The sequence below is a fragment of the Niallia sp. Sow4_A1 genome (assembly GCF_052116745.1).
GTDB classification, from domain to species: domain Bacteria; phylum Bacillota; class Bacilli; order Bacillales; family Cytobacillaceae; genus Niallia; species Niallia hominis.
This window is the reverse complement of sequence record NZ_JBQKKM010000004.1, coordinates 106,465-129,930: the sequence shown is the minus strand read 5'-3', so window position 1 is coordinate 129,930 and position 23,466 is coordinate 106,465. Positions and strand designations below refer to the sequence as shown.

The 23,466-nt window shown below is 34.3% G+C and carries 20 protein-coding genes and 1 riboswitch; of the genes, 11 read left to right on the top strand and 9 right to left on the bottom strand.

Annotated elements, in window-relative coordinates; all coding sequences use genetic code 11:
* Positions 1-101 precede the first annotated feature (101 nt).
* Positions 102-887, bottom strand: a complete 786-nt coding sequence (locus ACTQ5K_RS03925; RefSeq protein ID WP_031534138.1) for a carbon-nitrogen family hydrolase — start codon at positions 885-887, stop codon at positions 102-104.
* A gap of 324 nt (positions 888-1,211) precedes the next feature.
* On the opposite strand from ACTQ5K_RS03925, the gene ACTQ5K_RS03920 reads away from it, so the two are divergent.
* A complete protein-coding gene (locus ACTQ5K_RS03920; protein ID WP_441993743.1) occupies positions 1,212-2,387 on the top strand; it encodes a pyridoxal phosphate-dependent aminotransferase in 1,176 nt (391 codons plus the stop codon).
* Positions 2,388-2,740: 353 nt separating this feature from the next.
* Positions 2,741-3,010, top strand: a complete 270-nt coding sequence (locus ACTQ5K_RS03915) for an aspartyl-phosphate phosphatase Spo0E family protein (protein WP_051640897.1) — start codon at positions 2,741-2,743, stop codon at positions 3,008-3,010.
* 224 nt (positions 3,011-3,234) lie between these two features.
* Here ACTQ5K_RS03915 and ACTQ5K_RS03910 read toward each other — a convergent pair whose 3' ends face one another.
* The gene (locus tag ACTQ5K_RS03910) at positions 3,235-4,260 is read right to left on the bottom strand and encodes an ATP-binding protein (RefSeq protein ID WP_441993742.1); all 1,026 of its coding nucleotides are present in this window, start codon (positions 4,258-4,260) and stop codon (positions 3,235-3,237) included.
* Complete coding sequence (locus ACTQ5K_RS03905) at positions 4,248-4,721, bottom strand: hypothetical protein (protein WP_441993741.1); 474 nt, start codon at positions 4,719-4,721, stop codon at positions 4,248-4,250. Before ACTQ5K_RS03905 ends, ACTQ5K_RS03910 begins: the two co-directional genes overlap by 13 nt.
* Before the next feature lie 167 nt (positions 4,722-4,888).
* On the opposite strand from ACTQ5K_RS03905, the gene ACTQ5K_RS03900 reads away from it, so the two are divergent.
* Both ACTQ5K_RS03900 and ACTQ5K_RS03895 read left to right on the top strand, forming a co-directional pair.
* Positions 4,889-5,326 carry a MarR family winged helix-turn-helix transcriptional regulator gene (locus ACTQ5K_RS03900; protein ID WP_031534145.1) on the top strand — a complete coding sequence of 146 codons (438 nt, stop codon included), beginning with the start codon at positions 4,889-4,891 and terminating at the stop codon, positions 5,324-5,326.
* 164 nt (positions 5,327-5,490) lie between these two features.
* Positions 5,491-7,185, top strand: a complete 1,695-nt coding sequence (locus ACTQ5K_RS03895) for a M3 family oligoendopeptidase (protein ID WP_031534147.1) — start codon at positions 5,491-5,493, stop codon at positions 7,183-7,185.
* A gap of 38 nt (positions 7,186-7,223) precedes the next feature.
* Here ACTQ5K_RS03895 and ACTQ5K_RS03890 read toward each other — a convergent pair whose 3' ends face one another.
* Positions 7,224-9,383 (bottom strand): AAA family ATPase, encoded by a 2,160-nt coding sequence (locus tag ACTQ5K_RS03890; protein WP_441993751.1) that lies wholly within the window; start codon positions 9,381-9,383, stop codon positions 7,224-7,226.
* A gap of 315 nt (positions 9,384-9,698) precedes the next feature.
* Between ACTQ5K_RS03890 and ACTQ5K_RS03885 the strand changes: the two genes are divergently transcribed.
* The gene (locus ACTQ5K_RS03885) at positions 9,699-10,730 is read left to right on the top strand and encodes a YkvI family membrane protein (protein WP_031534151.1); all 1,032 of its coding nucleotides are present in this window, start codon (positions 9,699-9,701) and stop codon (positions 10,728-10,730) included.
* A 407-nt stretch (positions 10,731-11,137) separates the two neighbouring features.
* Here the strand turns inward: ACTQ5K_RS03885 and ACTQ5K_RS03880 are convergent, their stop codons facing one another.
* Entirely contained in the window at positions 11,138-12,499 is a 1,362-nt protein-coding gene (locus ACTQ5K_RS03880) for a PFL family protein (RefSeq protein WP_031534153.1), read from the bottom strand.
* A gap of 17 nt (positions 12,500-12,516) precedes the next feature.
* The gene (locus tag ACTQ5K_RS03875) at positions 12,517-12,795 is read right to left on the bottom strand and encodes an ACT domain-containing protein (RefSeq protein WP_441993740.1); all 279 of its coding nucleotides are present in this window, start codon (positions 12,793-12,795) and stop codon (positions 12,517-12,519) included.
* 136 nt (positions 12,796-12,931) lie between these two features.
* Positions 12,932-13,015, bottom strand: a riboswitch (glycine riboswitch).
* A gap of 220 nt (positions 13,016-13,235) precedes the next feature.
* Here ACTQ5K_RS03875 and ACTQ5K_RS03870 point away from each other — a divergent pair.
* On the top strand, positions 13,236-13,340 hold the full coding sequence (locus ACTQ5K_RS03870; protein ID WP_231512488.1) for a DUF6254 family protein: 105 nt from the start codon (positions 13,236-13,238) through the stop codon (positions 13,338-13,340).
* 91 nt (positions 13,341-13,431) lie between these two features.
* Here the strand turns inward: ACTQ5K_RS03870 and ACTQ5K_RS03865 are convergent, their stop codons facing one another.
* On the bottom strand, positions 13,432-13,605 hold the full coding sequence (locus ACTQ5K_RS03865) for a YkvS family protein (RefSeq protein ID WP_065429081.1): 174 nt from the start codon (positions 13,603-13,605) through the stop codon (positions 13,432-13,434).
* A 479-nt stretch (positions 13,606-14,084) separates the two neighbouring features.
* Between ACTQ5K_RS03865 and ACTQ5K_RS03860 the strand changes: the two genes are divergently transcribed.
* Positions 14,085-14,279, top strand: coding sequence for a hypothetical protein (locus ACTQ5K_RS03860; RefSeq protein ID WP_251627368.1), 195 nt, complete (start codon positions 14,085-14,087; stop codon positions 14,277-14,279).
* A gap of 328 nt (positions 14,280-14,607) precedes the next feature.
* Here the strand turns inward: ACTQ5K_RS03860 and ACTQ5K_RS03855 are convergent, their stop codons facing one another.
* Positions 14,608-14,976 carry a PilZ domain-containing protein gene (locus ACTQ5K_RS03855; RefSeq protein ID WP_251627367.1) on the bottom strand — a complete coding sequence of 123 codons (369 nt, stop codon included), beginning with the start codon at positions 14,974-14,976 and terminating at the stop codon, positions 14,608-14,610.
* Positions 14,977-15,845: 869 nt separating this feature from the next.
* On the opposite strand from ACTQ5K_RS03855, the gene ACTQ5K_RS03850 reads away from it, so the two are divergent.
* The 4 genes from ACTQ5K_RS03850 to ACTQ5K_RS03835 all read left to right on the top strand — a co-directional run bounded on the left by ACTQ5K_RS03850 (position 15,846) and on the right by ACTQ5K_RS03835 (position 22,223).
* Complete coding sequence (locus ACTQ5K_RS03850) at positions 15,846-16,112, top strand: phosphocarrier protein HPr (protein ID WP_031534161.1); 267 nt, start codon at positions 15,846-15,848, stop codon at positions 16,110-16,112.
* Positions 16,112-17,833, top strand: coding sequence for a phosphoenolpyruvate--protein phosphotransferase (gene ptsP / locus ACTQ5K_RS03845; RefSeq protein ID WP_031534163.1), 1,722 nt, complete (start codon positions 16,112-16,114; stop codon positions 17,831-17,833). The genes ACTQ5K_RS03850 and ptsP overlap by 1 nt, the downstream gene beginning before the upstream one ends.
* 688 nt (positions 17,834-18,521) lie before the next feature.
* A complete protein-coding gene (locus tag ACTQ5K_RS03840; protein ID WP_031534165.1) occupies positions 18,522-21,167 on the top strand; it encodes a cation-translocating P-type ATPase in 2,646 nt (881 codons plus the stop codon).
* Between the two features lie 180 nt (positions 21,168-21,347).
* Complete coding sequence (locus tag ACTQ5K_RS03835) at positions 21,348-22,223, top strand: NAD(P)-dependent oxidoreductase (protein WP_031534167.1); 876 nt, start codon at positions 21,348-21,350, stop codon at positions 22,221-22,223.
* A 38-nt stretch (positions 22,224-22,261) separates the two neighbouring features.
* Here the strand turns inward: ACTQ5K_RS03835 and ACTQ5K_RS03830 are convergent, their stop codons facing one another.
* Positions 22,262-23,416 carry an aminotransferase A gene (locus ACTQ5K_RS03830; RefSeq protein ID WP_031534168.1) on the bottom strand — a complete coding sequence of 385 codons (1,155 nt, stop codon included), beginning with the start codon at positions 23,414-23,416 and terminating at the stop codon, positions 22,262-22,264.
* Positions 23,417-23,466 lie beyond the last annotated feature (50 nt).

The window sequence follows — 23,466 nt, the reverse complement described above, 5'->3', positions numbered from 1 at the left end:
TCTTTTTCAGTGCCCTCCGCAAATCCAAGAGGAGTCTAAGTTTATGTGTATTCAGGCTGCTCATTATTTCTACTTAGAATATTTTTATAAAAATGCTAAAATCAATTATAAAATTCTGGTTTGCGATCGGTAAAAATAGGGATAGTCTTCCGAACTTCTGTAACTTTATCTAAATGAACAGAGGCTGTTAGAATTTCTTCTTCTTCACCGGCTTCTGCTACGATTTCTCCCCATGGATCAATAATCATACTATGTCCTGCAAAGACATTATCAGGATCTGCACCAACGCGATTACAAGCAATTACAAAGCATTGATTTTCAATGGCTCGAGCAATAAGGAGGCTTTTCCAGTGTGCCAATCTTGGCTTTGGCCATTCAGCAACAACAAAGATTGCTTCCGCCCCTTTTGTTGTATGTGCTCTTATCCATTCTGGGAAGCGAATATCATAGCAAATCATACTAGCAAACATTCTCTCTTCTAAAGAAAACAATCCACTTGATGTTCCGCTTTTTAAATATAAATGTTCATCCATTAATTGGAAAAGGTGGAGCTTGTCATAGGTGTGGGCGACATTTCCTGATTTATCTATAACAATAAGGGAATTAAATATGCCATTTTCCTTCTTATTCGCAATAGATCCACCAATGATGTGAACTTGATGTTTAAGTGCTAATTCACTTAAAAAAGAGATAGTTCTTTTGGCATGATTATCAGCAATTGATGAAAGTCTTGCTAAGTCATAGCCCGTTGACCATAGCTCAGGCAATACAATGATATCGCAGTTATCTTTGCAAGCGGCCGTAATTTTTTCTTCTGCTTGCTGAAAATTATCTTCTGGTTTACCGAATGCAATATCCATTTGAATCAAACTAATTCGAAAATTCAAAAGCTAACACCTCTATTCATCTTCGTTATTTTCCTATATAATGATAATCAACTAAAAAATCCAATTATTAAGGTAATTTGGTTATATCATAAAAAAGCGAATTATTAAATGATTATTTTTGTATTGCATCATTTAAGTAAGTGAAATATTTTTAGCGATTATCCCACTATTAACGGACAGGAATACGCTCATTTCTTTTTGTAGGAGATTTGATAATCAACTGTTTGTAAAGGTTGAATGATTCCATTAACATCAGCGGGGAAAAAGAAGAAAAATTTCCCTGATGGAAGTTTCACTTTATCGTTTAAAGAAGGTGTGAGTTATATGAAGAAATATGAACAATCTCAGTTATTGAAAAATTTGCCAGAACAATTCTTTGCTTCATTAGTTACAAAAGTTAATAGCTATATTGAGAGAGGTTATGATGTGATTAATTTAGGACAAGGTAATCCAGATCAACCGACTCCTTCTACTATTATCCAGAGCCTGCAAGCTGCAGCAGAAGAACCGAAAAACCATAAGTATTCACCTTTTAGAGGCTATCCTCATTTAAAAACGGCCATTTCTCTATTTTACAAGCAAGAATATAATGTAGATTTAAATCCTGAAACAGAGGTGGCTATTTTATTTGGGGGGAAGGCAGGTCTTGTTGAAATTCCGTTATGTCTATTAAATCCAGGAGAAACAGTAATGGTTCCAGATCCTGGCTATCCCGACTATTTATCTGGGATTTCTTTAGCACAAGCAGAAACAGTTATGATGCCGTTGCGAGAACAAAATGGGTTTTTGCCCAATTATAAGGATATAGCAGAAAAGGATTTAGAGAAAGCAAAGTTAATGTTTTTAAATTACCCAAACAATCCGACAGGAGCGATAGCAACAAAGGAATTCTTTGATGAGACAGTTTCTCTAAGTAAAAAGCATGACATTTGTGTTGTCCATGATTTTGCATATGGTGCGATTGGCTTTGATGGAAAGAAACCAATTAGTTTTCTTCAAGCTGATGGAGCAAAGGATATTGGAGTTGAAATATATACATTGTCAAAGACGTTTAATATGGCAGGCTGGAGAGTAGCCTTTGCAGTTGGAAATAGCAGTGTTATTTCAGCTATTAATCTTTACCAAGACCATCTGTATGTAAGTTTATTTGGTGCGATACAGGAAGCTGCTTACACGGCATTAACAGAATCTCAAGAGAGAGTAAAAAGGATGAATGAGCTTTATGAAAAGAGACGAAATATATTAATAAAAGGACTCAACGAAATTGGTTGGGAAGTGAAGGCGCCAGAGGGATCCTTCTTTGCTTGGCTGAAAATACCAGATGGTTTTACGTCACAAGAATTTAGTGATTATTTATTAGAGACAGTACATATTGCAATGGCTCCAGGATCGGGTTTTGGTCAATTTGGAGAGGGATATGTTCGAGTGGGGTTATTAACAGAAGTGGATAGATTACAAGAGGCCATTGAAAGATTAAGTACACTTCCGATTTTTAAATAAGATGGAATAAAGCTATAAAATTTCATTTAGGATTGAATAGATTTTTATCTATTTAATCCTTTTTTAATATAAAGAGTACTAGCTTTTTTTATATGAGGGGAAATAATGGGCGGAAATAACCAAAAAGAAAGCGTTTGCTTACTTTAGTCATACCATTCGACTATTTTCGTCACGTTTCTTGTCGAACAACAGTAATGGTTAGATAGATAAATAGGTCTTTTTACCTATTTTTTCTTAAAAAAATGTCTAATATTGCGAATCTATTTACTTTTATTTGTTTTATTGTAATAATTCATCAAGTAAACAATAATGAATTGTTTGAAAGTTGGAATTTGATTAGGAGGAAGAAAAAGGTGTATTGTAAGAAAACAGAATTGTTAGATGAAATTCAAGAGAAGAGGGAGGTAATGATAAAAACAGCAAAAGAGCTTGGTACTATTGATGCGGAGACGATTAGGTTAAGTCAAGAGCTTGATGAATTAATCTATAAATATCAGCTTGTTTTTCGTTACGAACGAGAAAAAAGAAAACAAATAAAAAGAAAATATAAAAACACTCGAATTTTTTGGTCTAATGCTAGTCAATATAAGCGCAAAAATTATTCTGAGGTTGTATATAGATAATATACTATTAAATAATATTGGTGAAGGGTAATGGCAGTAATTACCTAATAATATCTCATCTAAATCAATGCCCTTCTGTAATTAAATGATGTTAATACCCCATTATTCCGCATGTGTCCACGATCAGGATAAAGAAAAAAGCATCTTTTGTTCAATAGTTATTCCCCTCTTTGTGGAAAGAAGGGAAATATAAAGGAACATGCAAGAAGCGAAGAAGTAGGTTGTTAGTCTATTAAAGGTAAAATAATATTCACCCTTGTTCCTTTCTTTTCTCTACTAGATATTTGTATTTCACCATCGAATGATTCAATGATTCTTTTACATACAACAAGCCCCAAGCCGGTACCTGATTCCTTCGAAGTGTTAAATGGTTCAAATATTTTCTTTAATTGACGGCTGGACATGCCTATACCATTATCCGTTACTGAAATAAGTACGTTTGAACGAATAGGACGAACTGTAAGCTCTAATTGACCACCATTTTCCATTGCTTCAAGTGCATTTTTTGTTAAATTCAACAGTACTTGTTTCATTTGATCTGCTATTCCAAGTACATAAATGTCTTCATCAGGCACTTTTTCAATATACTTTACATTATATAAATTTGCTTCTGAAATAATAAGTGGATTAAGTTCTGCTATAATCATTTTTAAATTCATATTATGTTTTTTTTGTGCTGTAGGCTTTCCTAAAATGAGGAATTGACTTACAATTTCATTTATTCGAGCAATTTCTTTTTGGATAATGGAAAAGTATAGCTGATCCTTTTGATCTTGATGTTTTTCACTTAATAATTGGATCAATCCTTTGATTCCTGTTAAAGGGTTTCTAATTTCATGAGCTGAACTAGCAGCTAAATTACCAACAAGCTCTAATTTTTGGATTTCATTCTCTTTTGTTTCTTCCTTTCTTACTTTTCTTTGATAGTAAAGAATCATAATCAGATAAATAAGGTGAAAAATGAGAATGAAGAACAGAGGTATCCAAATATTTGCTTTGACAATGTTCCAAATATTCGGTTTTACTAATTCAACCATGATTGACCAAGGTAAACGGTCAATCGGCATGTTAATGACATTTTCGCCTAAAGTTGCACCATCATTTATATAGAGAATTGTTTCTTTTTGCCCATTCATAATCGCAATATTTTCCTTTGAGGATAACATCTTCGTTAAATTAATAAGGTAATCGACACGAAGATATGCTGTTATAATCGCGTCTAGTCTATTATGTTGACCTAATATTGGCATTGCAATACCGATACCTTCTGTCCGTTACTTAATACTTCTTCTCGATTAGAAATCACTAAATCCTTTGAGTTTATAACTTCCAATATATAATCTTCCTCTGAAATATCAATGGAATCATAAGTATCATTTACCCCTGCAATCGTTTTCCCTTTACTGTCGAGTAAAAATAAACCCCCATAGATATGCTCATTCGTAAATACTTTTTTAAGTAAGCTATCCATCTCATTAGGTGTATCAATATTTGGTTGAATAGATAGACTTAATATATTTAAAGAGGATACTACTTTGTTTATATAAGAGTCCCATTGCTTTTGGTGGATGGAAGCAACCCATTCTGCATGAGCTTTATTTTTGGCTTCTTCTTTATTTATTTGGTAATTAAAAAAAAGAACTGCAGTAATCATAATAGGAATAACAACGATTACAATATACGAAATTTTTTTTTGTGTAGTTATTTTCATTAATAGATTCTCCATAACGAAATTCCAATGTATAAACTTCATTATAACATGAAATGGTAAAAGCTCAATGACAGGCGGAGTTCTACAGAAATTGACAAATCTAAGGGAGAATACTATAATTTATCTGAATTCGAGATAATGAATTATTCTAATAAGGGAAGTTTTATATGGAAAAAAAAGATATTGAACAATCATTAAAATTATATATTGTTATGTCTCGAGCATTTCGAGCAATCAATGAAAATGTGAATAAATTAATTACTGCAAATGGATTGAATCCAACTGAGTTTGCTGTTCTCGAATTGTTGTATCATAAAGGAGATCAACCGTTACAGCAAATAGGAGGTAAGATTTTATTAGCAAGTGGAAGTATTACCTATGTAGTTGATAAACTGGAAGAAAAAGGGTATTTAAGAAGAATTGCCTGTCCAACAGATCGAAGAGTCACATTCGCTCAAATAACGGAAAATGGCAAACAGTTGATTGAAAGCATTTTTCCAAATCACGAACAAAGAATCCATGAAATCATGTCTGAACTATCACCAGGAGAAAAAGATGTGGCAATTGAATTAATTAAACGCCTTGGTTTATCAGTTGGAAAATAGTCATTGTATAATGTAAAAAGCGAGTATTCATAAATAGGATAAAGGTTTATTTCGAAGGAACTATTTGAAATAAATCTTCCTTACGAATTTCGCTTTTATGTATTTGTGTTGTTAATATTCATGTATAATTATAGTGATACATAGAAGAAATAGGGGGTATATAAATGAAATTTTCGGAATTTACATACAAAAGACCAAATATTGAAGAGTTTGCAGTTAAGATGAATGAACTATTAGTAGATTTTAATAATGCAGAACATGTTCAGCAGCAAATTACTGCGATAGAGAAAATAAACGAGCTAAGAAATGATGTTTCTACAATGTTTAATTTATGCTATATTCGACACTCTGTTGATACAAATGATGAATTTTATCAAAAAGAACAAGATTATATGGATGAAGTATCTCCTAAGGTGGAGGGGCTTACTACTAAATATTACGAAGCGCTTGTAAAATCTAAGTTTAAAGAACAATTGGAAGAAAAATGGGGACATCAGCTATTTGCATTAGCGGAAGCCCAATTAAAAGTGTTCTCAGAAGAAGTAGTAGAGCTTTTGCAACAAGAAAATAAACTATCAACAGAATACACAAAGCTTGTAGCTTCTGCAAAGATAATGTTTGAGGGAGAAGAAAGAACACTTGCACAATTGCAGCCATTTACGGAATCAAAAGACCGTGATACTAGAAAGGCTGCTAGTGAAGCCCGTTTTGCTTTCTTTGGTGAGCATGAAGAGCAGTTAGATAGAATATATGATGATATGGTAAAGGTTCGTACAGAAATTGCCAAAAAGCTAGGATATGAAAACTTTGTCGAGCTAGCATACTATCGTATGTATCGTACCGATTATAATGCAGAAATGGTTGCCGCATTTAGAGATCAAGTAAAAGAACATATCGTCCCATTAACAACAAAATTAAAAGAAAGACAGCAAAAAAGAATAGGGGTCGACTCCTTAAAATATTATGACGAACCATTCGAATTTTTAACGGGGAATGCTACTCCTAAAGGAGATCCAGCCTGGATAGTTGAAAATGGTCAAAAAATGTATAAGGAACTATCAAAAGAAACTGGTGATTTCTTTTCCTATTTGAGAGAAACAGAATTAATGGATTTGGTTGCTAAAAAAGGAAAAGCAGGGGGAGGATATTGTACCTTTATTGAAAATTATAAAGCGCCATTTATTTTTTCTAACTTCAATGGAACTTCAGGAGATATTGATGTATTAACACATGAAGCAGGTCATGCATTCCAAGTGTACTCTAGTGGTGGATTTGATATTCCTGAATACTATTGGCCGACATATGAAGCTGCAGAAATTCATTCGATGAGTATGGAGTTCTTTACATGGCCATGGATGGAATTATTCTTTAAAGAAGATGTAGAGAAATATAAGTTTTCTCATTTAAGCTCAGCACTCTTATTCCTTCCTTATGGAGTATCAGTGGATGAATTCCAACATTGGGTATATGAAAATCCGACCGCTACTCCAAAAGAAAGAAAACAGGCTTGGAGAAATATCGAAAAAAAATATAGTCCACATCTTGATTATGATGGAAATGAGTTTCTAGAGAATGGTGGCTTCTGGCAAAAGCAAGGGCATATTTTTAGTTCTCCATTTTATTATATTGATTATACATTGGCGCAAATCTGTGCATTCCAATTCTGGAAACGTTCAAGAGAGAATCAAGAAGATGCTTGGGCTGATTATGTTAAGCTATGCAAATTAGGGGGAAGCATGCCGTTTACGGAATTAGTGAAAGAGGCTAATTTAATCTCTCCATTTGAAAATGGCTGTGTAGAGTCAGTTGTCGGCGTAATTGATGAGTGGTTAAGTTCTGTAGATGACCGAAATCTATAAAAGAAAACCGTGGGATTGCCCCACGGTTTTCTTTTTATTTACTGACTAATAGATTGTGTTTGCACTGGTTTGACCTTAATTTGGTCATCCTCAATAACTGCAGTTAATTCTTTAACTGTTGGCTCATCGAGAATAACATCTGCTAATTGATCTTCTAAATGCTCTTGAATTACTCTTCTTAAAGGACGAGCACCAAAGCTTGGATGTGTTCCTAATTCTACGATTTTCTCTTTGGCCGTTTCGGTTACTTGTAAAGTGATTTGCTGTTCTTGTAAATTATGAGAAAGTTCCTCTAATAATAAGTCTGTAATTTGTAGTAAGTGTTCTTTTTCCAATGATTTAAACTCGATAATCGCATCAAAGCGGTTAAGGAATTCTGGTTTAAAGAAGTTTCCTAATGTTTGTAAAAGATTGCTTTCTTCGATTGCATCATTATTTCCAAAGCCAACAACCCTATGTTTATGGGCGACACTTGCATTACTTGTCATAATAATAACAGAGTCTTTAAAGCTGACAGTGCGTCCTTGGCTATCTGTTAAGCGTCCGTCTTCTAGAATTTGCAAGAAGATGGATTGAATATCAGGATGTGCTTTTTCGATTTCATCTAGCAGAATAATGCTATATGGATTTCTTCTAACTTTTTCTGTTAATTGTCCTGCTTCTTCATGACCAACATATCCTGGAGGAGAACCAATGATTTTACTAATGCTATGTTTCTCCATATATTCACTCATATCTAGGCGAATCATACTATCCTTGCTGCCGAATAATTCTTCTGCTAGTGTTTTGGTAAGTTCCGTTTTCCCCACACCAGTTGGACCGACGAAAAGGAAGCTACCAATTGGTCTCGTTTTTGATTTAAGTCCTGCTCTACTACGTTTAATGGCTTTAGCCACTTTGCGAACAGCCTCATCCTGTCCAATTACTTTTGCTGCTAATCGATCACTTAAAAACTTCATTTTTTGCTGTTCATCTTCCTGTAATTTTCCTACTGGAATGCCCGTTTTCTTTTCGATTAATTGCTGGATAAGGGCAACATCCACAATCGGCTTATCATCATTGTTTGGTTCATTTAATGCCTTTTCAAGCTGTTGTTCTTCTTTGCGCAGTTGAGCTGCTTTTTCATAATTTTCTTCTTTTAATACTTTTTCTTTTTCTTTTGCTATCATAGCAAGACGATTTTCGATTTCTTCCGTGTTTTGATAAGTAGAAGAAAGATTCATTTTAGAACCAGCCTCATCCATTAAGTCAATCGCTTTATCTGGTAAGAAGCGGTCTTGAATATAACGATGGGATAGCTCAGTACATGCTTTTATTGCATCTTCCGTGTAAGAAACTTCATGGAATTTTTCATATTTATCCTTAATGCCATTTAAAATCGATAATGTAGCTTCCACAGATGGCTCACTTACTTGCACTGGCTGGAATCGTCGCTCTAAGGCAGCATCCTTTTCGATTTGACGATATTCTTTTAAGGTTGTTGCCCCAATGATATGCAGTTCGCCGCGAGCTAATGCTGGTTTTAAAATATTCCCAGCATCCATAGAGCCTTCTGCAGAGCCTGCACCTACTAACTGATGGATTTCGTCAATAAAGACAATAACATTTTTTCTAGCTTGTACTTCTTGAATGACTTGCTTCATTTTTTCTTCAAATTGACCGCGAATACCTGTATTTGATACAAGGGAAGCCACATCTAATAAGTAAATTTCTTTATTTTGTAATTTTTTTGGAACATTGCCTTCCATAATTTTTAAAGCTAATCCTTCTGCTATCGCTGTTTTCCCGACACCAGGTTCCCCGATTAGTACTGGATTATTTTTATTTCTTCGATTTAGAATCTCGATTATACGTTCAATTTCATTTTCTCTTCCGATAACTGGGTCAATCAAACCAGCATTAGCCATTTGATTTAAGTTTTTCCCATGTTTATCGAGAATGCCAGCTTTTTTATTGTTATTAATAAAAGGAGCTTCCTTTGAAGCACTAGCTCCCCCTAATGAATTTGATTGGTTAAGTGATTGAAATAACTCGTCAAAAGGGGAAGGTTGGAAAAACATTGGGCCGTTTTGTGCTGTCATTTTTTGCTTTTCTTTTTGATAGCAAACATGACAAATATTCATTGTGCTTTCCATATTGTTTAATACAAATCGTAAGCTGATTGTGGCACTGTTTTGTTGGCAAATTTCACATTTCATCATTAAATATCCTCCTTTTGATTTTGACTAATATTGACCTTTTGTAATTATGATTATACTTTGACCTTTTTTGACTTTCAAGTTTTTTGCTTAAAAAATATTAATGGAATTTTATTCCGTTTAAAAATCTCCTGAAGACTCTTTACTTGCATACAGAATGGGAGGAAGATAGACTGGGTTCTTCCTAATCCAAATGTAAATATTCTTGTTCAAAATTAGGAAGCTATTTCATTTAAAAATTTATTTTTTATTTAGAGAAAATGCTCGTCATTGTTTGTCCATTTCTACATATAGTTGATGTAGGGAGGGAAATCTGTGAAAAATAAATGGTATGCTGCAATACAGCTAGCAGCGGTGTATGTAGGTACTGTTGTCGGTGCTGGATTTGCGACAGGAAGAGAGATAGTAGTCTTTTTTTCACAATATGGATTTATCGGCTTGTTAGGAATCATTGTAAGTGGATTTATTTTTGCGTATTTTGGGGCGAAACTAATGCGTATTTCGGTCAAAATAAAGGCATCTTCCTATCAAGAGTTTACTATTTACTTATTTGGTAATGTCATAGGAACAATGATTAACATTCTATTATTACTTATGCTAATAGGAGTCTGTGCTGTGATGTTTTCAGGAGCTGGTGCTGTATTTGAAGAGCAGCTCGGCCTAGATAAAACGGTTGGCGTCATTTTTACAATTGTCCTTTCTTTAATGGTTATGATGGTAGGAACAAGAGGGTTATTTGCCGTAAACACATTTGTTGTACCTATTATGATCAGTTTCAGCTTTATTCTCTTTATACTTTCTATTTCTTTGCCAGGATTTTTGGGAGAGATATTTCAAATGGAGACCATTACTTGGAAAACGATCAGCTCTCCGTTTTCGTATACTGCCTTAAATTTGGCTTTAGCAATTGCTGTGCTAGTACCTGCAGCCTCTGAAATTGGTGATGAAGAAGTGGTTAAATGGGGAGGTATTTTAGGTGGAATTGCTCTAATGATGATTCTAATATCCAGTCATTTTTCCCTTATTATGCTGAAGGATGTTTATCTGTATTCTATTCCTATGGCTATTATTATGAAAAATTTAGCTCCACAGCTTTCATGGGTTTATATTTTAGTCATATATGGAGAAATTTTCAGTTCGGTAATCGGGAATATTTATGGGTTAGAGAGGCAGTTGCGGAGCTTCATTCCTTTACCAAGTATGGTAATAATCGGTGGAATTATTTTGGTTTCCTATTTAATTAGTTTCGTACAGTATGGCACATTATTATCCTTTTTATATCCTATATTTGGTTACATAAGCTTAGTATTCTTGCTGTTCTTATGGATTAAACCTGTGCCTAAATAATTGGTTTTCGCTTCTAACAAGAAGGTGAGGCTGGGACAAAACTAAAAAACTAATCTTTAAAGACGAATAATCTCTAAAGTAGCTTTTAAATAAAGCTACTTTCTCATGATGGTTTTCTATGTTTTTAAATATAGTCAGGTGTAAAAACTAAGTCGTTCCATTGCGCTACGGACGCACGATGCGCCGGGGAGGAAGCTAAGCCTCCTCGCTGCGCTGCGGGGTCTCAGCCTTTCCTCTATTTCCCGCAGGAGTCGAGCATCCTCCGCTCCATTACACTTCGTTTTTTAAACCTTTTTCAAAACAATAAACACGAATTTTCATGCAAATTAATTACATAATAGTTCGTGTTTATTGTTGAATGAAATGCTTATGTCCCAGCCTCATGTATTTGTCATGTAAAGATACTATTAGTTAATTAATGCTTGTAGGGGAGATGGTATACGTCCGCCTCGGTCAATGAGTTTAGCTGAACTAAATGGATTAACTCCCATTACAGGTGCTCGACCTAAAAGACCGCCGAATTCTACGATTTCTCCCTCTTTCTTTCCAGGGACAGGAATGACACGGACAGCTGTTGTTTTTTTATTAATCATTCCAATAGCTGCTTCATCGGCAATGATTGCTGATAACGTAGCTGCTGTAACATCTCCAGTCAGGGCAATCATATCAAGTCCAACAGAGCATACACAAGTCATTGCTTCCAGTTTAGAAAGGGTTAAGCTGTCATCTAAAATTCCTTTAATCATTCCATTATCCTCACTTACTGGAATGAAGGCGCCACTTAATCCACCAACATAACTACTTGCCATTGCTCCACCTTTTTTAACTGCGTCGTTCATTAAAGCTAATGCTGCAATGGTCCCATGTGTTCCGACACGTTCCAAACCAATCTCTTCTAATATTTCTGCAACACTATCATTAATAGCATTAGTCGGTGCAAGGGATAAATCCATAATTCCAAATGGTACATCTAAACGTTCCGCAACTACTCGTCCAATTAATTCCCCAGCTCGAGTTATTTTAAAAGTTGTTTTTTTGATGATTTCTGAGACTTCTCCTAAATCAGCTTCAGGATATTTCTTCAATGCACTTAATACAACGCCAGGTCCACTAACACCAACATTGATTACAACTTCTCCTTCACCTGCTCCATGGAAGGCTCCAGCCATAAATGGGTTATCTTCAACAGGATTACAGAAAACTACTAGCTTAGCACATGCTAGACCATTTTGATCTTTTGTATTTTCAGCAGCTTTTTTAATTATTTCACCCATTTGTTTTACTGCATCCATATTAATACCGGTTCTAGTCGTAGCAACAGATACGGAGGCACAAACGCGTTCTGTCACAGAAAGTGCCTCTGGAAGGGCAGCTAATAATGTTTGATCACCTTTAGTAATCCCCTTATGTACAAGGGCAGAATACCCACCTATAAAATCTACATTTAAATCTTTTGCGGCTTTATCTAATGTTTTTGCTAGGGTTACTGCTTGTTCTACTGTACTATTTCCTAGAATTTCTGCAATTGGAGTGATAGAAATACGCTTATTAATAATGGGAATTCCATATTCCTTTTCAACAGCATTTGCTACTTCGGTTAATTTGCTTGCATACTTTGTAATTTTTTTATAGACAGACTCATTTAACTTTTGAAAATCTGAATCAGCACAATCATAAAGGCTGATTCCCATCGTAACAGTACGAATATCAAGATTTTCCATCTGTACCATATTAATGGTTTCCATCATTTCATTCAATGCAATTTTCATTTTCTGACCCTCTTTTCTTAAACACGGTGCATGGATTGAAAAATTTCTTCTAATTGGATATTAATTTTTAAATGAAGTTGCTCGCTTAATTCATCAAACTGTTGTGTTAAGTTATCCAAGTTCTCTTTATCGGTAATATCTACTAACATCATCATTGTAAAGAAATCTTGTAGAATGGTTTGACTGATATCTAGAATATTAATGTGATTATTAGAAAGGATTGTTGTTACCTTACTGATAATCCCAATTTGATCTTTTCCAATGACACTTACGACTGCTCGACGTTGTTGAACCATTATTTCACCTCATACCTCGCAATTTTGTTTGCTTCTCAAATAAAACGATTTAATGAATGTATGAAAAAAACAGATTGGATACACCAATCTGTTTCAAAGGATAAGAAGAACCAGGACATGATTATAAATATGTATTGGTTGTTCTTCTGTCCTTTTACCTGAGATTGTGAATCCTTCGGTGCCGTTTAGGAATCCAAACGGTCTCTCCAGAAGCTGCTCCTGTTATAGTTTGATCCATAACATTCATAGCATGTAATTTATTTAAGAAATATAATGTGATGTTAACAGTTTTTTTTCATGTGGTCAACCAAATATTTCTTTTAAGCGCATGGAATATTGGAGCGGAAATTCACTTGGAAAATGGGATAAGTTTGTAGCTATTAATAGGGATAAAAAAGGTGATAATGTTTATTATATAACGAAGGATGGAGGTGAAGAAGATGTCAAAAGCACATAGAGAAAAAGAAAGAGAATGGGCTGTTCGTAAGCAGAAACAAAAGCCTCATGGGAAAGTAAAAACAAAAAAAGAATTGGCGGAAGAATAGTTTCTTCCTTATTATAAGGAAGAAATAAAGCGCATACAAAAAAGAAGTCAATAAAAGGAGGCAATCCCTATATAGACTTCTTTTTTGAACATTATTTAATGATACGATAGTTTTTGTGGTTAACAACTGTTCTTTGCTCTAATTCTAAATCACGATAGTTATTCATATAAGTTAAGTCTACAATAACTGAATTTTCATTTACTTTTTCAACAATTCCTTGTAACCCTCTAAATTCAATTATATTTCCAACCTCAGCTCTTTTCACTCAAATCTCTCCTTATCATTCCAAATTTTATATAAATTCTGATTATAGTTTGCACTATTAGAACTTATTCGTAAAAAATAGCAGTATAGTAATCTTAATAAATATATACTATGAAACTGCAAATAAAATGTGTATCATTTACTTTTTTGAAATAGTCTTTTTTCGTTGCTGCTTGAAGGTAAGTTCTACCTAGCATGATGAAATAAAGGGAAATGCTGTTTATCGAAAAATTATGTATTTTTAATATAAAAGAAAGTGAAGGAAGTAATTTGGACTTCATTATCCTATTTTTTTGACTATCACTAATGGTTACACTATCCTAATATTAGATGATATTATAACATAATTAAAAAAAATATCCATAATAATATCAAAAAATAATATTAAAAAAGGAAAAGTGTAGAATTCTTTGCTTAAAATATTACAATAAATTAAAATATGGACTGAAAAAAAGATAGAAAGGGTAATTGGTGAGTGGCATGAATAAGGAATTGGCAGAAAAAATATTAGAACAGTTAAAGAATAAAGAAATAGAAAGTTATCGAGTTAAAAAAGAGGAATTTCTCACTTTTCGATCAGAATTGGTAAAGAGAGAAGACTTTAAGCATTTTAAAGGAATTGCAGAAATTGGCGGAGATGTTACATATAAATATATGGACGAGCCAAGAAGTTGAAAAATAGGGCACTTAGCTTTAGATCCATTTTAAACGACGGACACTGAAAAACTGTTTGCTAATTATTCATCGGTGGAGTTTTAAGGCAACTCCACTGATGGAAATCTTTTTATTCCTTTCTATCCAAATTAACATAGAAAATGAGTTTATTTAAAAGATTTTAAACAGGTGAAATGTTAACTTTGGGGAGTAAAAAATATAGATCAACTTGTTGAGGAGATTAGCAAGGACGGAAAGTACCGCAACAAAAAAAGGAGACCACTGCAAAAGTTCAGTGGTCGAGTGAAGTGGAAGAATATTTAGATGTGTGTAATAAATACGCACTCTTTTAAAGCGTATCTTTATTATCTATTCGAGAAAGTTCTTTTAAGCCGTTGATTATCTTCTGTTTTGCTTCATTATTTTCCTTTCCTTCAAAACCATATTCAAATAGAATCCCGATTTTTTTCTTCCAGGTTATATGGCCAGGCATAATTATCTCGTTTCCATTTAAAATGAACTGAAGTTGTAATAATAAGCGCGAATCACCAACAGGTAAGTCATATTCTGTCCGAAATCTTAATCCATTGGGACTTATATTATAGATAAGAGCATGCCCTTTACTAGAAAGTGTGTCTTCCTCAACCTTTAGTGTAAATATAGCGTCAAGAGAATCATTCAATTGGTAACGAAAAGCTTCATTACGTTTGTATCTCATATTCTCCCTCCCTTTATTTTTTTCTCCAATAAAAATTATATTTATCATGTTAAATCGCGTGAACTTGACGAATACGCTAGCTTTATATCTTAACCGTAAGCTTATGGTATTCGAGGAAAATAGATGGGAATCAACTGTCCATACAAAGCTGAATCGTTCCAACTAACAATCAGTGGATAAATGACGCATACCACTGAAACGGTTAATTTTATTAGATTAACTATTCATATTTGAAAGTTCAATAATATTAAAGCTTGTTTAACGAGAGATTGCAATATATTTTTCGACTAATAAAAGTTTTCTATACAAATGTTTGAAGGATTTGTTACAGAGCTTTGTTCACATTTTAACTGTTTTCATAAGATGTCCCATTCAATTACAATAATCTTTTTAAGTGGACAGTCACCATTTTTAATTGTATAAAAGTTGATAATTAGGGGATTTTACTAAACAGGCAGTAACTTTACACCAAGTGTAGGTTTATCAAATAAAAAATGCTAATTTTCGCCATAAAGTGAACAAATTTTTGTCGTTTAATAAATTTTGATTGTCTATATAAGAAAGAAATGCTATTCTTTCATTTGAGATGTCTTTTTCAAAAACTTAAATTGCCTGCCTATTTTGAACAGGTCATTACATGTTCTCTTCTTCTTAGAAGATGCTATAAATGGTTGTGAAGAAAGTTTGTGTGCATAGACAGCGATATTTTTCGACAAAATACATAGCTTTCAGTTTACAATTGTAATATAAAAATTATATATTATTAATGATAAACAATTGTTAATTTATATTAAGGTTGTTTAAGTTTGAAAAGTTTATCTATATGGTTACATCTTATAACTTAATCGATAAAGGAGAATGATTTTATTATGGTAGAAAAACAATTTAAAGTTATTGCAGATACAGGAATTCATGCTAGACCAGCAACACTTTTAGTACAAGCAGCTAGCAAATTTGATTCAGATATTCAATTAGAATACAAAGAGAAAAAAGTAAATCTTAAATCGATTATGGGTGTTATGTCATTAGGAATTGCTCAAGGTGCTGAAATTAAAATTATCGCAGAAGGTAATGACGAGCAAGAAGCTATTAATGGATTACAAGAAACGTTAAATAAAGAAGGTTTAGCAGAATAATGAGTTTTTTACAAGGAATTGCTGCATCTAGTGGAATAGCCATTGCAAAAGCTTATCGTTTAGTTGAACCAGATCTTTCATTTGAAAAGACTAGTGTAGAAAATGCTGAAAATGAAATTTCTCGTTTTCAAGATGCTTTAACGAAAGCAAAATCAGAATTAGAAGCTATTCGGGAAAAAGCTAATAAAGAGCTTGGTGCGGATAAAGCTGCGATTTTTGAAGCACATTTATTAGTATTAAGTGATCCAGAATTAATTGCACCTATTGAAGATAAAATTAAAACAGACCTAGTGAATGCAGAATATGCATTAAAAGAAACAACAGATATGTTTATTACTATGTTTGAATCGATGGATAATGAATATATGCAAGAAAGAGCTGCTGACATTCGTGACGTTACAAAGCGTGTAATGTCTCATCTTTTAGGCGTACATTTAGCAAACCCAAGTATGATTTCTGAAGAAGTAGTGGTAGTCGCAGAAGATTTAACACCATCTGATACTGCACAGCTTAACCGTCAATTTGTTAAAGGATTCACAACTGATATTGGCGGTAGAACTTCTCATTCAGCAATCATGGCTCGCTCTTTAGAAATTCCTGCTGTTGTCGGTACTAAAAAGGCTACAGATGAAATTAATAATGGCGATTTAGTAATTGTTGATGGATTAAAAGGAGAAATCCATATTAATCCAACACCTGAAATGGTAGAAAGCTATAAAAAGACTGCAGAACAATATGAACAACAAAAAGCAGAATGGGCAAAACTTGTGAATGAACAAACAGTTAGCTCTGATGGTGTTCATGTAGAGCTTGCAGCAAATATTGGTACACCAAATGATTTAGAAGGTGTTATTAATAACGGTGGGGAAGCAGTTGGTTTATACCGTACTGAATTCCTTTACATGGGTAGAGATCAGCTCCCTACAGAAGATGAACAGTTTGAATCTTACAAAGCTGTCCTTGAAGGAATGAAAGGGAAGCCAGTTGTAGTTCGCACATTAGATATTGGTGGAGATAAAGAGCTTCCATATTTAGATTTACCAAAAGAAATGAACCCGTTCTTAGGTTTCCGTGCAATTCGTTTATGTCTAGAGGAGCAAGATATTTTCCGTACGCAATTAAGAGCATTATTACGTGCAAGCTCATATGGAAATCTAAAAATCATGTTCCCAATGATTGCTACATTAAATGAGTTCCGCCAAGCAAAAGCTCTTTTAGAAGAAGAAAAAGCTAACTTAACAAGTGAAGGCGTTCAAGTAGCAGAAAAAATTGAATTAGGTATCATGGTTGAAATTCCTTCTACTGCAGTTCTTGCAGATCAATTTGCTAAAGAAGTTGACTTCTTCAGTATTGGTACAAATGACTTAATCCAATACACAATGGCTGCAGACCGTATGAATGAGCGTGTTTCTTATCTTTACCAACCATACAATCCTTCTATTTTACGTCTTGTTAAAATGGTTATCGATGCAGCGCATAAAGAAGGTAAATGGGCAGGTATGTGTGGAGAGATGGCAGGAGATGAAACAGCAATTCCTTTATTATTAGGATTAGGCCTAGATGAATTCTCTATGAGTGCTACATCTATCTTAAAAGCAAGATCACAAATTCTAAACCTTTCTAAAAAGGAAATGGAAGAATTAGCAGAAAAAGCATTACAAATGTCTACAACAGAAGAAGTTATGGAAGCAGTTAAAGCTGCAGCAAAACTTTCTGAATAAAATAGGTTTATCCTTAAAAATAGTGGGTATAAATAAAAATAGCATAAGCTCTTTTACAAGTTAGCTTAACGCTATTCTCATTTTCCCCTTATTTGAACTGACTAGATGATTCTAGTCAGTTTTTTATGTGGTTATAAAGATTCATACATGAAAAGCAAAGGATAGAGGTAAAATATTCGTATATTCATTCTTAAACTCTATGACTATAATGAGTAAGGAAAATAGGTGGGAAATCAACTCGACTATTTTTAAAGGGTCCGAGTGGTTTGAGGTAAATGCCCTCACTCATGAGTTATCAGGGCACTGAAAAAGTCTAGTTTTCCAAATAAAATGAGGTTTTATTTATTTGAAAGTGAATAATAAGCCTCGGAAAACAAAAACCTACACTAAGTTAGAATGGTTTGGTAACTACCATTCACCAGGTAATTCACTTTTTCAGTGGCCACTGAGTTATACCGAGTAGGCTCTATTTTCTCGCAAGGATGTAAAGTACTTTTAGCTGTTATCGTATAACAAACTTTACGAAAATAGTTTTTCCATATTATTGGACAGGTTTATGGAGAATAAATAATGGGAAGTGGTTTAAAAAAGGATTTTTTATTATACATATGTACAAAGAATTGCTTTTTCGTTTATGTTAAGTGCAAAAAAAGTCAGGACAGAACAATAAGGAGTTGAATAAAGTCACATGGATTTTTATCAAAAGGAAAAAGACGTCGTATTAAAAGAGTTACAGTCATCTGCACAAGGTTTATCATCAGACAAAGTAAAGTCACTTTTGGAAAAAGAAGGATATAATGAGCTCCAAGATAAAGAAAAAGTGCCAACATGGAAGCTCTTTTTAGAAACGTTTAAAGATCCGATGGTTATTGTGTTATTAGTAGTAATCATTATCCAATTGATAATGGGTAAATTTGTCGAATCCTTAATCATATTTTTAGTACTATTGCTTAACTCGGTTATTAGTGTTATTCAAACAAAAAAAGCAGAAAGTTCATTAGATGCCTTGCGAAATATGAGTGCACCAGAGGCTAAGGTGAGACGAGATAACACGAATAGTACAATTCCAGCCCGTGAGCTAGTTCCAGGTGATATTGTTTTCCTAGAAGCTGGTGACTATGTTCCAGCTGATGGACGAATTGTAGAAAGTGGTTCCTTAAAAGTGAATGAGGGGATGTTAACAGGGGAATCAGAAGCGATTGAGAAACAAGATAAGGTTATATTAGAAGAATCTGCGCTTGGTGACCGTATTAATATGGTCTATAGTAGTTCGCTGGTTGTTTATGGACGAGGTACTTTTGTAGTAACAGGTACTGGAGAAAAAACGGAAATAGGTAAAATTGCAGATATGCTAAATACTGCTGAAGAAAAACAGACACCATTACAACAGAAGCTTGCAGAATTTAGTAAGAAATTAGGAGTAGGAATTCTTCTTTTATCTATTCTTATTTTTGCCATCCAAGCATTAAGAATATGGTTGGGAGATGAAACGGTAGATGTCACCACGTCTATTTTGAATGCATTATTATTTGCAGTTGCAGTGGCGGTGGCCGCTATTCCGGAGGCTCTATCCTCCATTGTTACGATTGTTCTGTCTGTTGGAACAAATAAAATGGCTAAACAAAGTGCTATAATTCGTAAATTGCCTGCAGTAGAAACATTGGGTTCTACAAGTGTGATTTGCACAGATAAGACAGGGACATTGACACAAAATAAAATGACCGTAACAGATTACTTCATTCCAGAAGGAGAAAGAGAGCATCTCCCAGAAGATCCCGCCCATTGGAATCAATCAGAAAGATTACTCTTAAATATAGCGGTTTTATGTAATGATTCTTATATTAATAAAGAAAATAGGGAAGTAGGAGATCCAACGGAAGTTGCTTTGATTAATTTCTATAATGATGGAAAAAGAAGCTATGAAGAAATTCGTTTAAGATATCCAAGAGAAGCAGAACTACCGTTTGATTCAGATCGAAAGTTAATGTCTACCGTCCATACGATTGATAATCAACGGCTTATGCTTATAAAGGGTGGCCCAGATGTAATGTTCAGTCGGGCTACGAAAGTGCTAGTCAATGAAAAAGAAGAACCTTTTACAAATGAATGGTTAAACAAATTTCAGGAAGCAAATGAAGATTTCTCCCGTCAAGCATTACGAGTACTAGCATATGGATATAAAATCATGCCGAAAGATAAAATGACGATTACGGAAGAAGAGGAAGCAGATATTATCCTAGTAGGGTTAAGTGCCATGATGGATCCTCCCCGAGAGGCAGTATATGGATCAATTGAACAAACAAAGAATGCAGGTATACGTACTGTGATGATTACTGGGGATCATAAAACAACTGCCCAGGCAATTGGTCGCAAAATCGGTTTAATGGAAGAGAACGATATTGCCTTAACTGGTCAAGAGTTAGATGCTTTATCGGAAGCAGAATTAGACCATAAATTGGAGGATATATCTGTTTATGCTCGTGTGTCTCCTGAGAATAAAATTCGAATTGTTCGAGCGTGGCAAAAGAAAAATCGAATTGTTGCTATGACAGGAGATGGTGTCAATGATGCGCCAGCTTTAAAACAGGCTGATATCGGTATTGCAATGGGAAGTGGAACCGATGTGGCCAAAGATTCAGCAGATATGATCTTAACAGATGATAATTTTGTATCAATTGTTAATGCTGTTGGTGTAGGAAGAACTGTTTTTGATAATATAAAAAAATCAATTGGTTATTTATTTGCAGGGAATTTTGGAGCAATTATTGCTATATTATTTGCGGTAATAGCAGGTTGGGCTAATCCTTTTACAGCATTACAGCTGTTATTTATTAATTTAGTGAATGATTCCTTACCAGCGATTGCCCTTGGCATGGAAAAATCAGAGCCAGGCGTAATGAAGCGCAAACCAAGGGATGTTAATGAGGGAATCTTTGCCGGCGGAACACTTCGAGCAGTCGTTGTAAGAGGAGTATTAATTGGTATAGCAGTTATTATCTCCCATTATATTGGATTACAACATTCGGATGAATTAGGAGTCGCTATGGCTTTCACCACCTTAATTCTTTCACGTTCTTTGCAGACTTTTGCTGCAAGATCTAGTACACAAACGATTTTTGGTGTTGGGTTATTTTCCAATAAATATGTATTAGGTGCTGTTGGAATATGCTTCTTGTTATATTTGATTACTATCTTGCCATTCGCTAGAGAAGTCTTTGCTATTCCAGCTTCGTTTGGCATGAATGAATGGTTAATAGCAACTGGCTTAGCAATCGCTGCTGTAATTGCAATGGAAATAATGAAAGTCCTTATAGTGAGGATATTACGTAAATAAGTTGAAAAAAACTACCCTTTATATAAAATCGGTGTAAAGATTTGTATAATGGGTAGTTTTTCAGTCATTGTGAGTACGACTTTAGAAGAGAATTTAGACATTTATAAATGTTTTCATGTTACTATAAAGAAAAACAATGTTTAAATAAAATTGGAACATTGTATAAAGGAGAGGAATAGCATGTTGGCAAAAGAAACTACTACCATTGGCTTTATCGGTACAGGAGTAATGGGGAAAAGTATGGCAAGACATTTATTACAGGCAGGTTATCCTGTTATTGTACATAATCGCACGAAAGAAAAAGCAAGCGACCTTGTAGAAGAAGGTGCAGAATGGGTAGACAGTCCATACGAGATGGCTTTAAAGGCGAATGTAATTATTACGATTATTGGTTATCCAAAAGATGTAGAAGAAGTCTATTTGGGGGAGAATGGATTAGTTAACAATGCAAGTGAAAATACCTATTTAATCGATATGACAACATCTACTCCTAGCCTTGCGAAGAAAATATATGAAGAAGCAAAAAAGAAAAATATTTATGCTGTGGATGCGCCAGTTAGCGGTGGAGATGTAGGAGCAAGAGATGCAAAATTATCTATTATGGTTGGTGGGGACGAAGAGGTGTATAAAGAACTTCAGTCCATCTTTGAGATATTAGGCACAAATATCGTTTATCAAGGACCTGCAGGCTCTGGTCAGCATACAAAAATGTGTAATCAAATTGCTATAGCCTCTACCATGATTGGCGTTTCAGAAGCAATTGTTTATGCAAAGAAGGCAGGATTAGATCCAGAGAAAGTTCTAGAAAGCATATCAACTGGTGCAGCAGGAAGCTTCTCTTTAAGTAATCTTGCGCCAAGAATGATAAAAGGCGATTTTGAACCAGGTTTCTATATAAAGCATTTTATTAAAGACATGCGGATTGCTCTTAAAGAAGCAGAAGAAATGAATATGGAAACACCTGGTCTATCTCTTGCAGAAACATTATATAGCCATTTATCTGCTAAAGGAGAAGAAGAAAGCGGCACACAAGCTTTATTTAAATATTGGGATTGATAATAAAGAGCTTCCACATCTGTGGAAGCTCTTTGCTTCTAATTCATATACGTTGTCATATATTTCTCTAATCGATTACATGCTTCTTCTAATGTTTCCATTGAATAGGCAAATGAAATCCGGAAATATCCTTCTCCTAATGCAGAAAAAGCACTGCCAGGAACAACCGCTAAATTTACTTTATCAACTAAATCGAGACAAAAGTCAAAGGAATTCAACTTTGTTGTCGGTACTTTTATGAAAAAGTAAAAAGCACCATCTGGCATTACTACGTCCAATCCGATAGAAGTTAAGCGATTATATACATATTCTCTTCGCATTCGATAGTCATCTCTCATTGGCTCGGCATCATTTATACCAACTGTTAACGCCTCTAGTGCAGCTCTCTGAGAGACAGAGGAGGCGCAAGTTACATTATATTGATGTACTTTAATAATTTGCTGACTAAGATATGCTGGTGCAAATAATAGTCCAATTCTCCAGCCGGTCATACTATGGGATTTAGATAGTCCGTTAATGACAATGGTTTGTTCACGGAGAAACTCAGCAATAGATACATGCTTTTGATCATAGAGTAATTCACTATATATTTCATCTGCTAAAATAAAGATGTCTTTACCCTTAATAAGAGCAGCAATTTCCATTAATTCTTCTTTCGATAAGCTGACTCCTGTAGGATTGGATGGGTATGGCAAGACAATACATCTAGTTTTTTCTGTGATGTATTTTTTTATTACGTCAGCTGTAAAACGAAAGGAGGTATCACGAATGTCTGCATATACTGGAATAGCATCACATAAACGGATAATTGGCTCATATCCAGGATATACAGGACCAGGGAGTATTACTTCGACTCCTTTATCGAGAATGGTTCGAAAGGTAACATCTATTGCTTCACTAGCTCCAACTGTAACAAGCACTTCATTAGAAGGATCATAAGAAAGATTATATTTATTATGTACGAACTGTGATGCTGCTTTCCGTAATTCTAGCTCCCCAGCATTATGTGTGTAGGAAGTGAAATTTTCGTCAATAGACGTTTTAGCAGCTTCTTTAATATGAAGAGGTGTCGGAAAATCTGGCTGACCAATCGTTAAAGAAATCATCCCTTCCTTTCCAGCGACCATATTAGAGAACTTCCTAATGCCAGAAATCTCAATATTTTTAACTTTTTTATTGATTAAATGTTCCATATTAAGTCTCCCATCATAATGTATTCTATTATGATATCAAAAGCGGAGAT

What these genes read in the sequence shown, in the direction of transcription:
- ACTQ5K_RS03895 (WP_031534147.1), top strand. Translation starts at nt 5,491, where the DNA reads ATGAAATTTTCGGAATTTACATACAAAAGACCAAATATTGAAGAGTTT.
- ACTQ5K_RS03890 (WP_441993751.1), bottom strand. Translation starts at nt 9,383, where the DNA reads ATGAAATGTGAAATTTGCCAACAAAACAGTGCCACAATCAGCTTACGA.
- ACTQ5K_RS03830 (WP_031534168.1), bottom strand. Translation starts at nt 23,416, where the DNA reads ATGGAACATTTAATCAATAAAAAAGTTAAAAATATTGAGATTTCTGGC.
- ACTQ5K_RS03870 (WP_231512488.1), top strand. Translation starts at nt 13,236, where the DNA reads ATGTCAAAAGCACATAGAGAAAAAGAAAGAGAATGGGCTGTTCGTAAG.
- ACTQ5K_RS03900 (WP_031534145.1), top strand. Translation starts at nt 4,889, where the DNA reads ATGGAAAAAAAAGATATTGAACAATCATTAAAATTATATATTGTTATG.
- ACTQ5K_RS03880 (WP_031534153.1), bottom strand. Translation starts at nt 12,499, where the DNA reads ATGAAAATTGCATTGAATGAAATGATGGAAACCATTAATATGGTACAG.
- ACTQ5K_RS03835 (WP_031534167.1), top strand. Translation starts at nt 21,348, where the DNA reads ATGTTGGCAAAAGAAACTACTACCATTGGCTTTATCGGTACAGGAGTA.
- ACTQ5K_RS03840 (WP_031534165.1), top strand. Translation starts at nt 18,522, where the DNA reads ATGGATTTTTATCAAAAGGAAAAAGACGTCGTATTAAAAGAGTTACAG.
- ACTQ5K_RS03910 (WP_441993742.1), bottom strand. Translation starts at nt 4,260, where the DNA reads ATGCCAATATTAGGTCAACATAATAGACTAGACGCGATTATAACAGCA.
- ACTQ5K_RS03920 (WP_441993743.1), top strand. Translation starts at nt 1,212, where the DNA reads ATGAAGAAATATGAACAATCTCAGTTATTGAAAAATTTGCCAGAACAA.
- ACTQ5K_RS03855 (WP_251627367.1), bottom strand. Translation starts at nt 14,976, where the DNA reads ATGAGATACAAACGTAATGAAGCTTTTCGTTACCAATTGAATGATTCT.
- ACTQ5K_RS03875 (WP_441993740.1), bottom strand. Translation starts at nt 12,795, where the DNA reads ATGGTTCAACAACGTCGAGCAGTCGTAAGTGTCATTGGAAAAGATCAA.
- ACTQ5K_RS03860 (WP_251627368.1), top strand. Translation starts at nt 14,085, where the DNA reads ATGAATAAGGAATTGGCAGAAAAAATATTAGAACAGTTAAAGAATAAA.
- ACTQ5K_RS03850 (WP_031534161.1), top strand. Translation starts at nt 15,846, where the DNA reads ATGGTAGAAAAACAATTTAAAGTTATTGCAGATACAGGAATTCATGCT.
- ptsP (WP_031534163.1), top strand. Translation starts at nt 16,112, where the DNA reads ATGAGTTTTTTACAAGGAATTGCTGCATCTAGTGGAATAGCCATTGCA.
- ACTQ5K_RS03905 (WP_441993741.1), bottom strand. Translation starts at nt 4,721, where the DNA reads ATGAAAATAACTACACAAAAAAAAATTTCGTATATTGTAATCGTTGTT.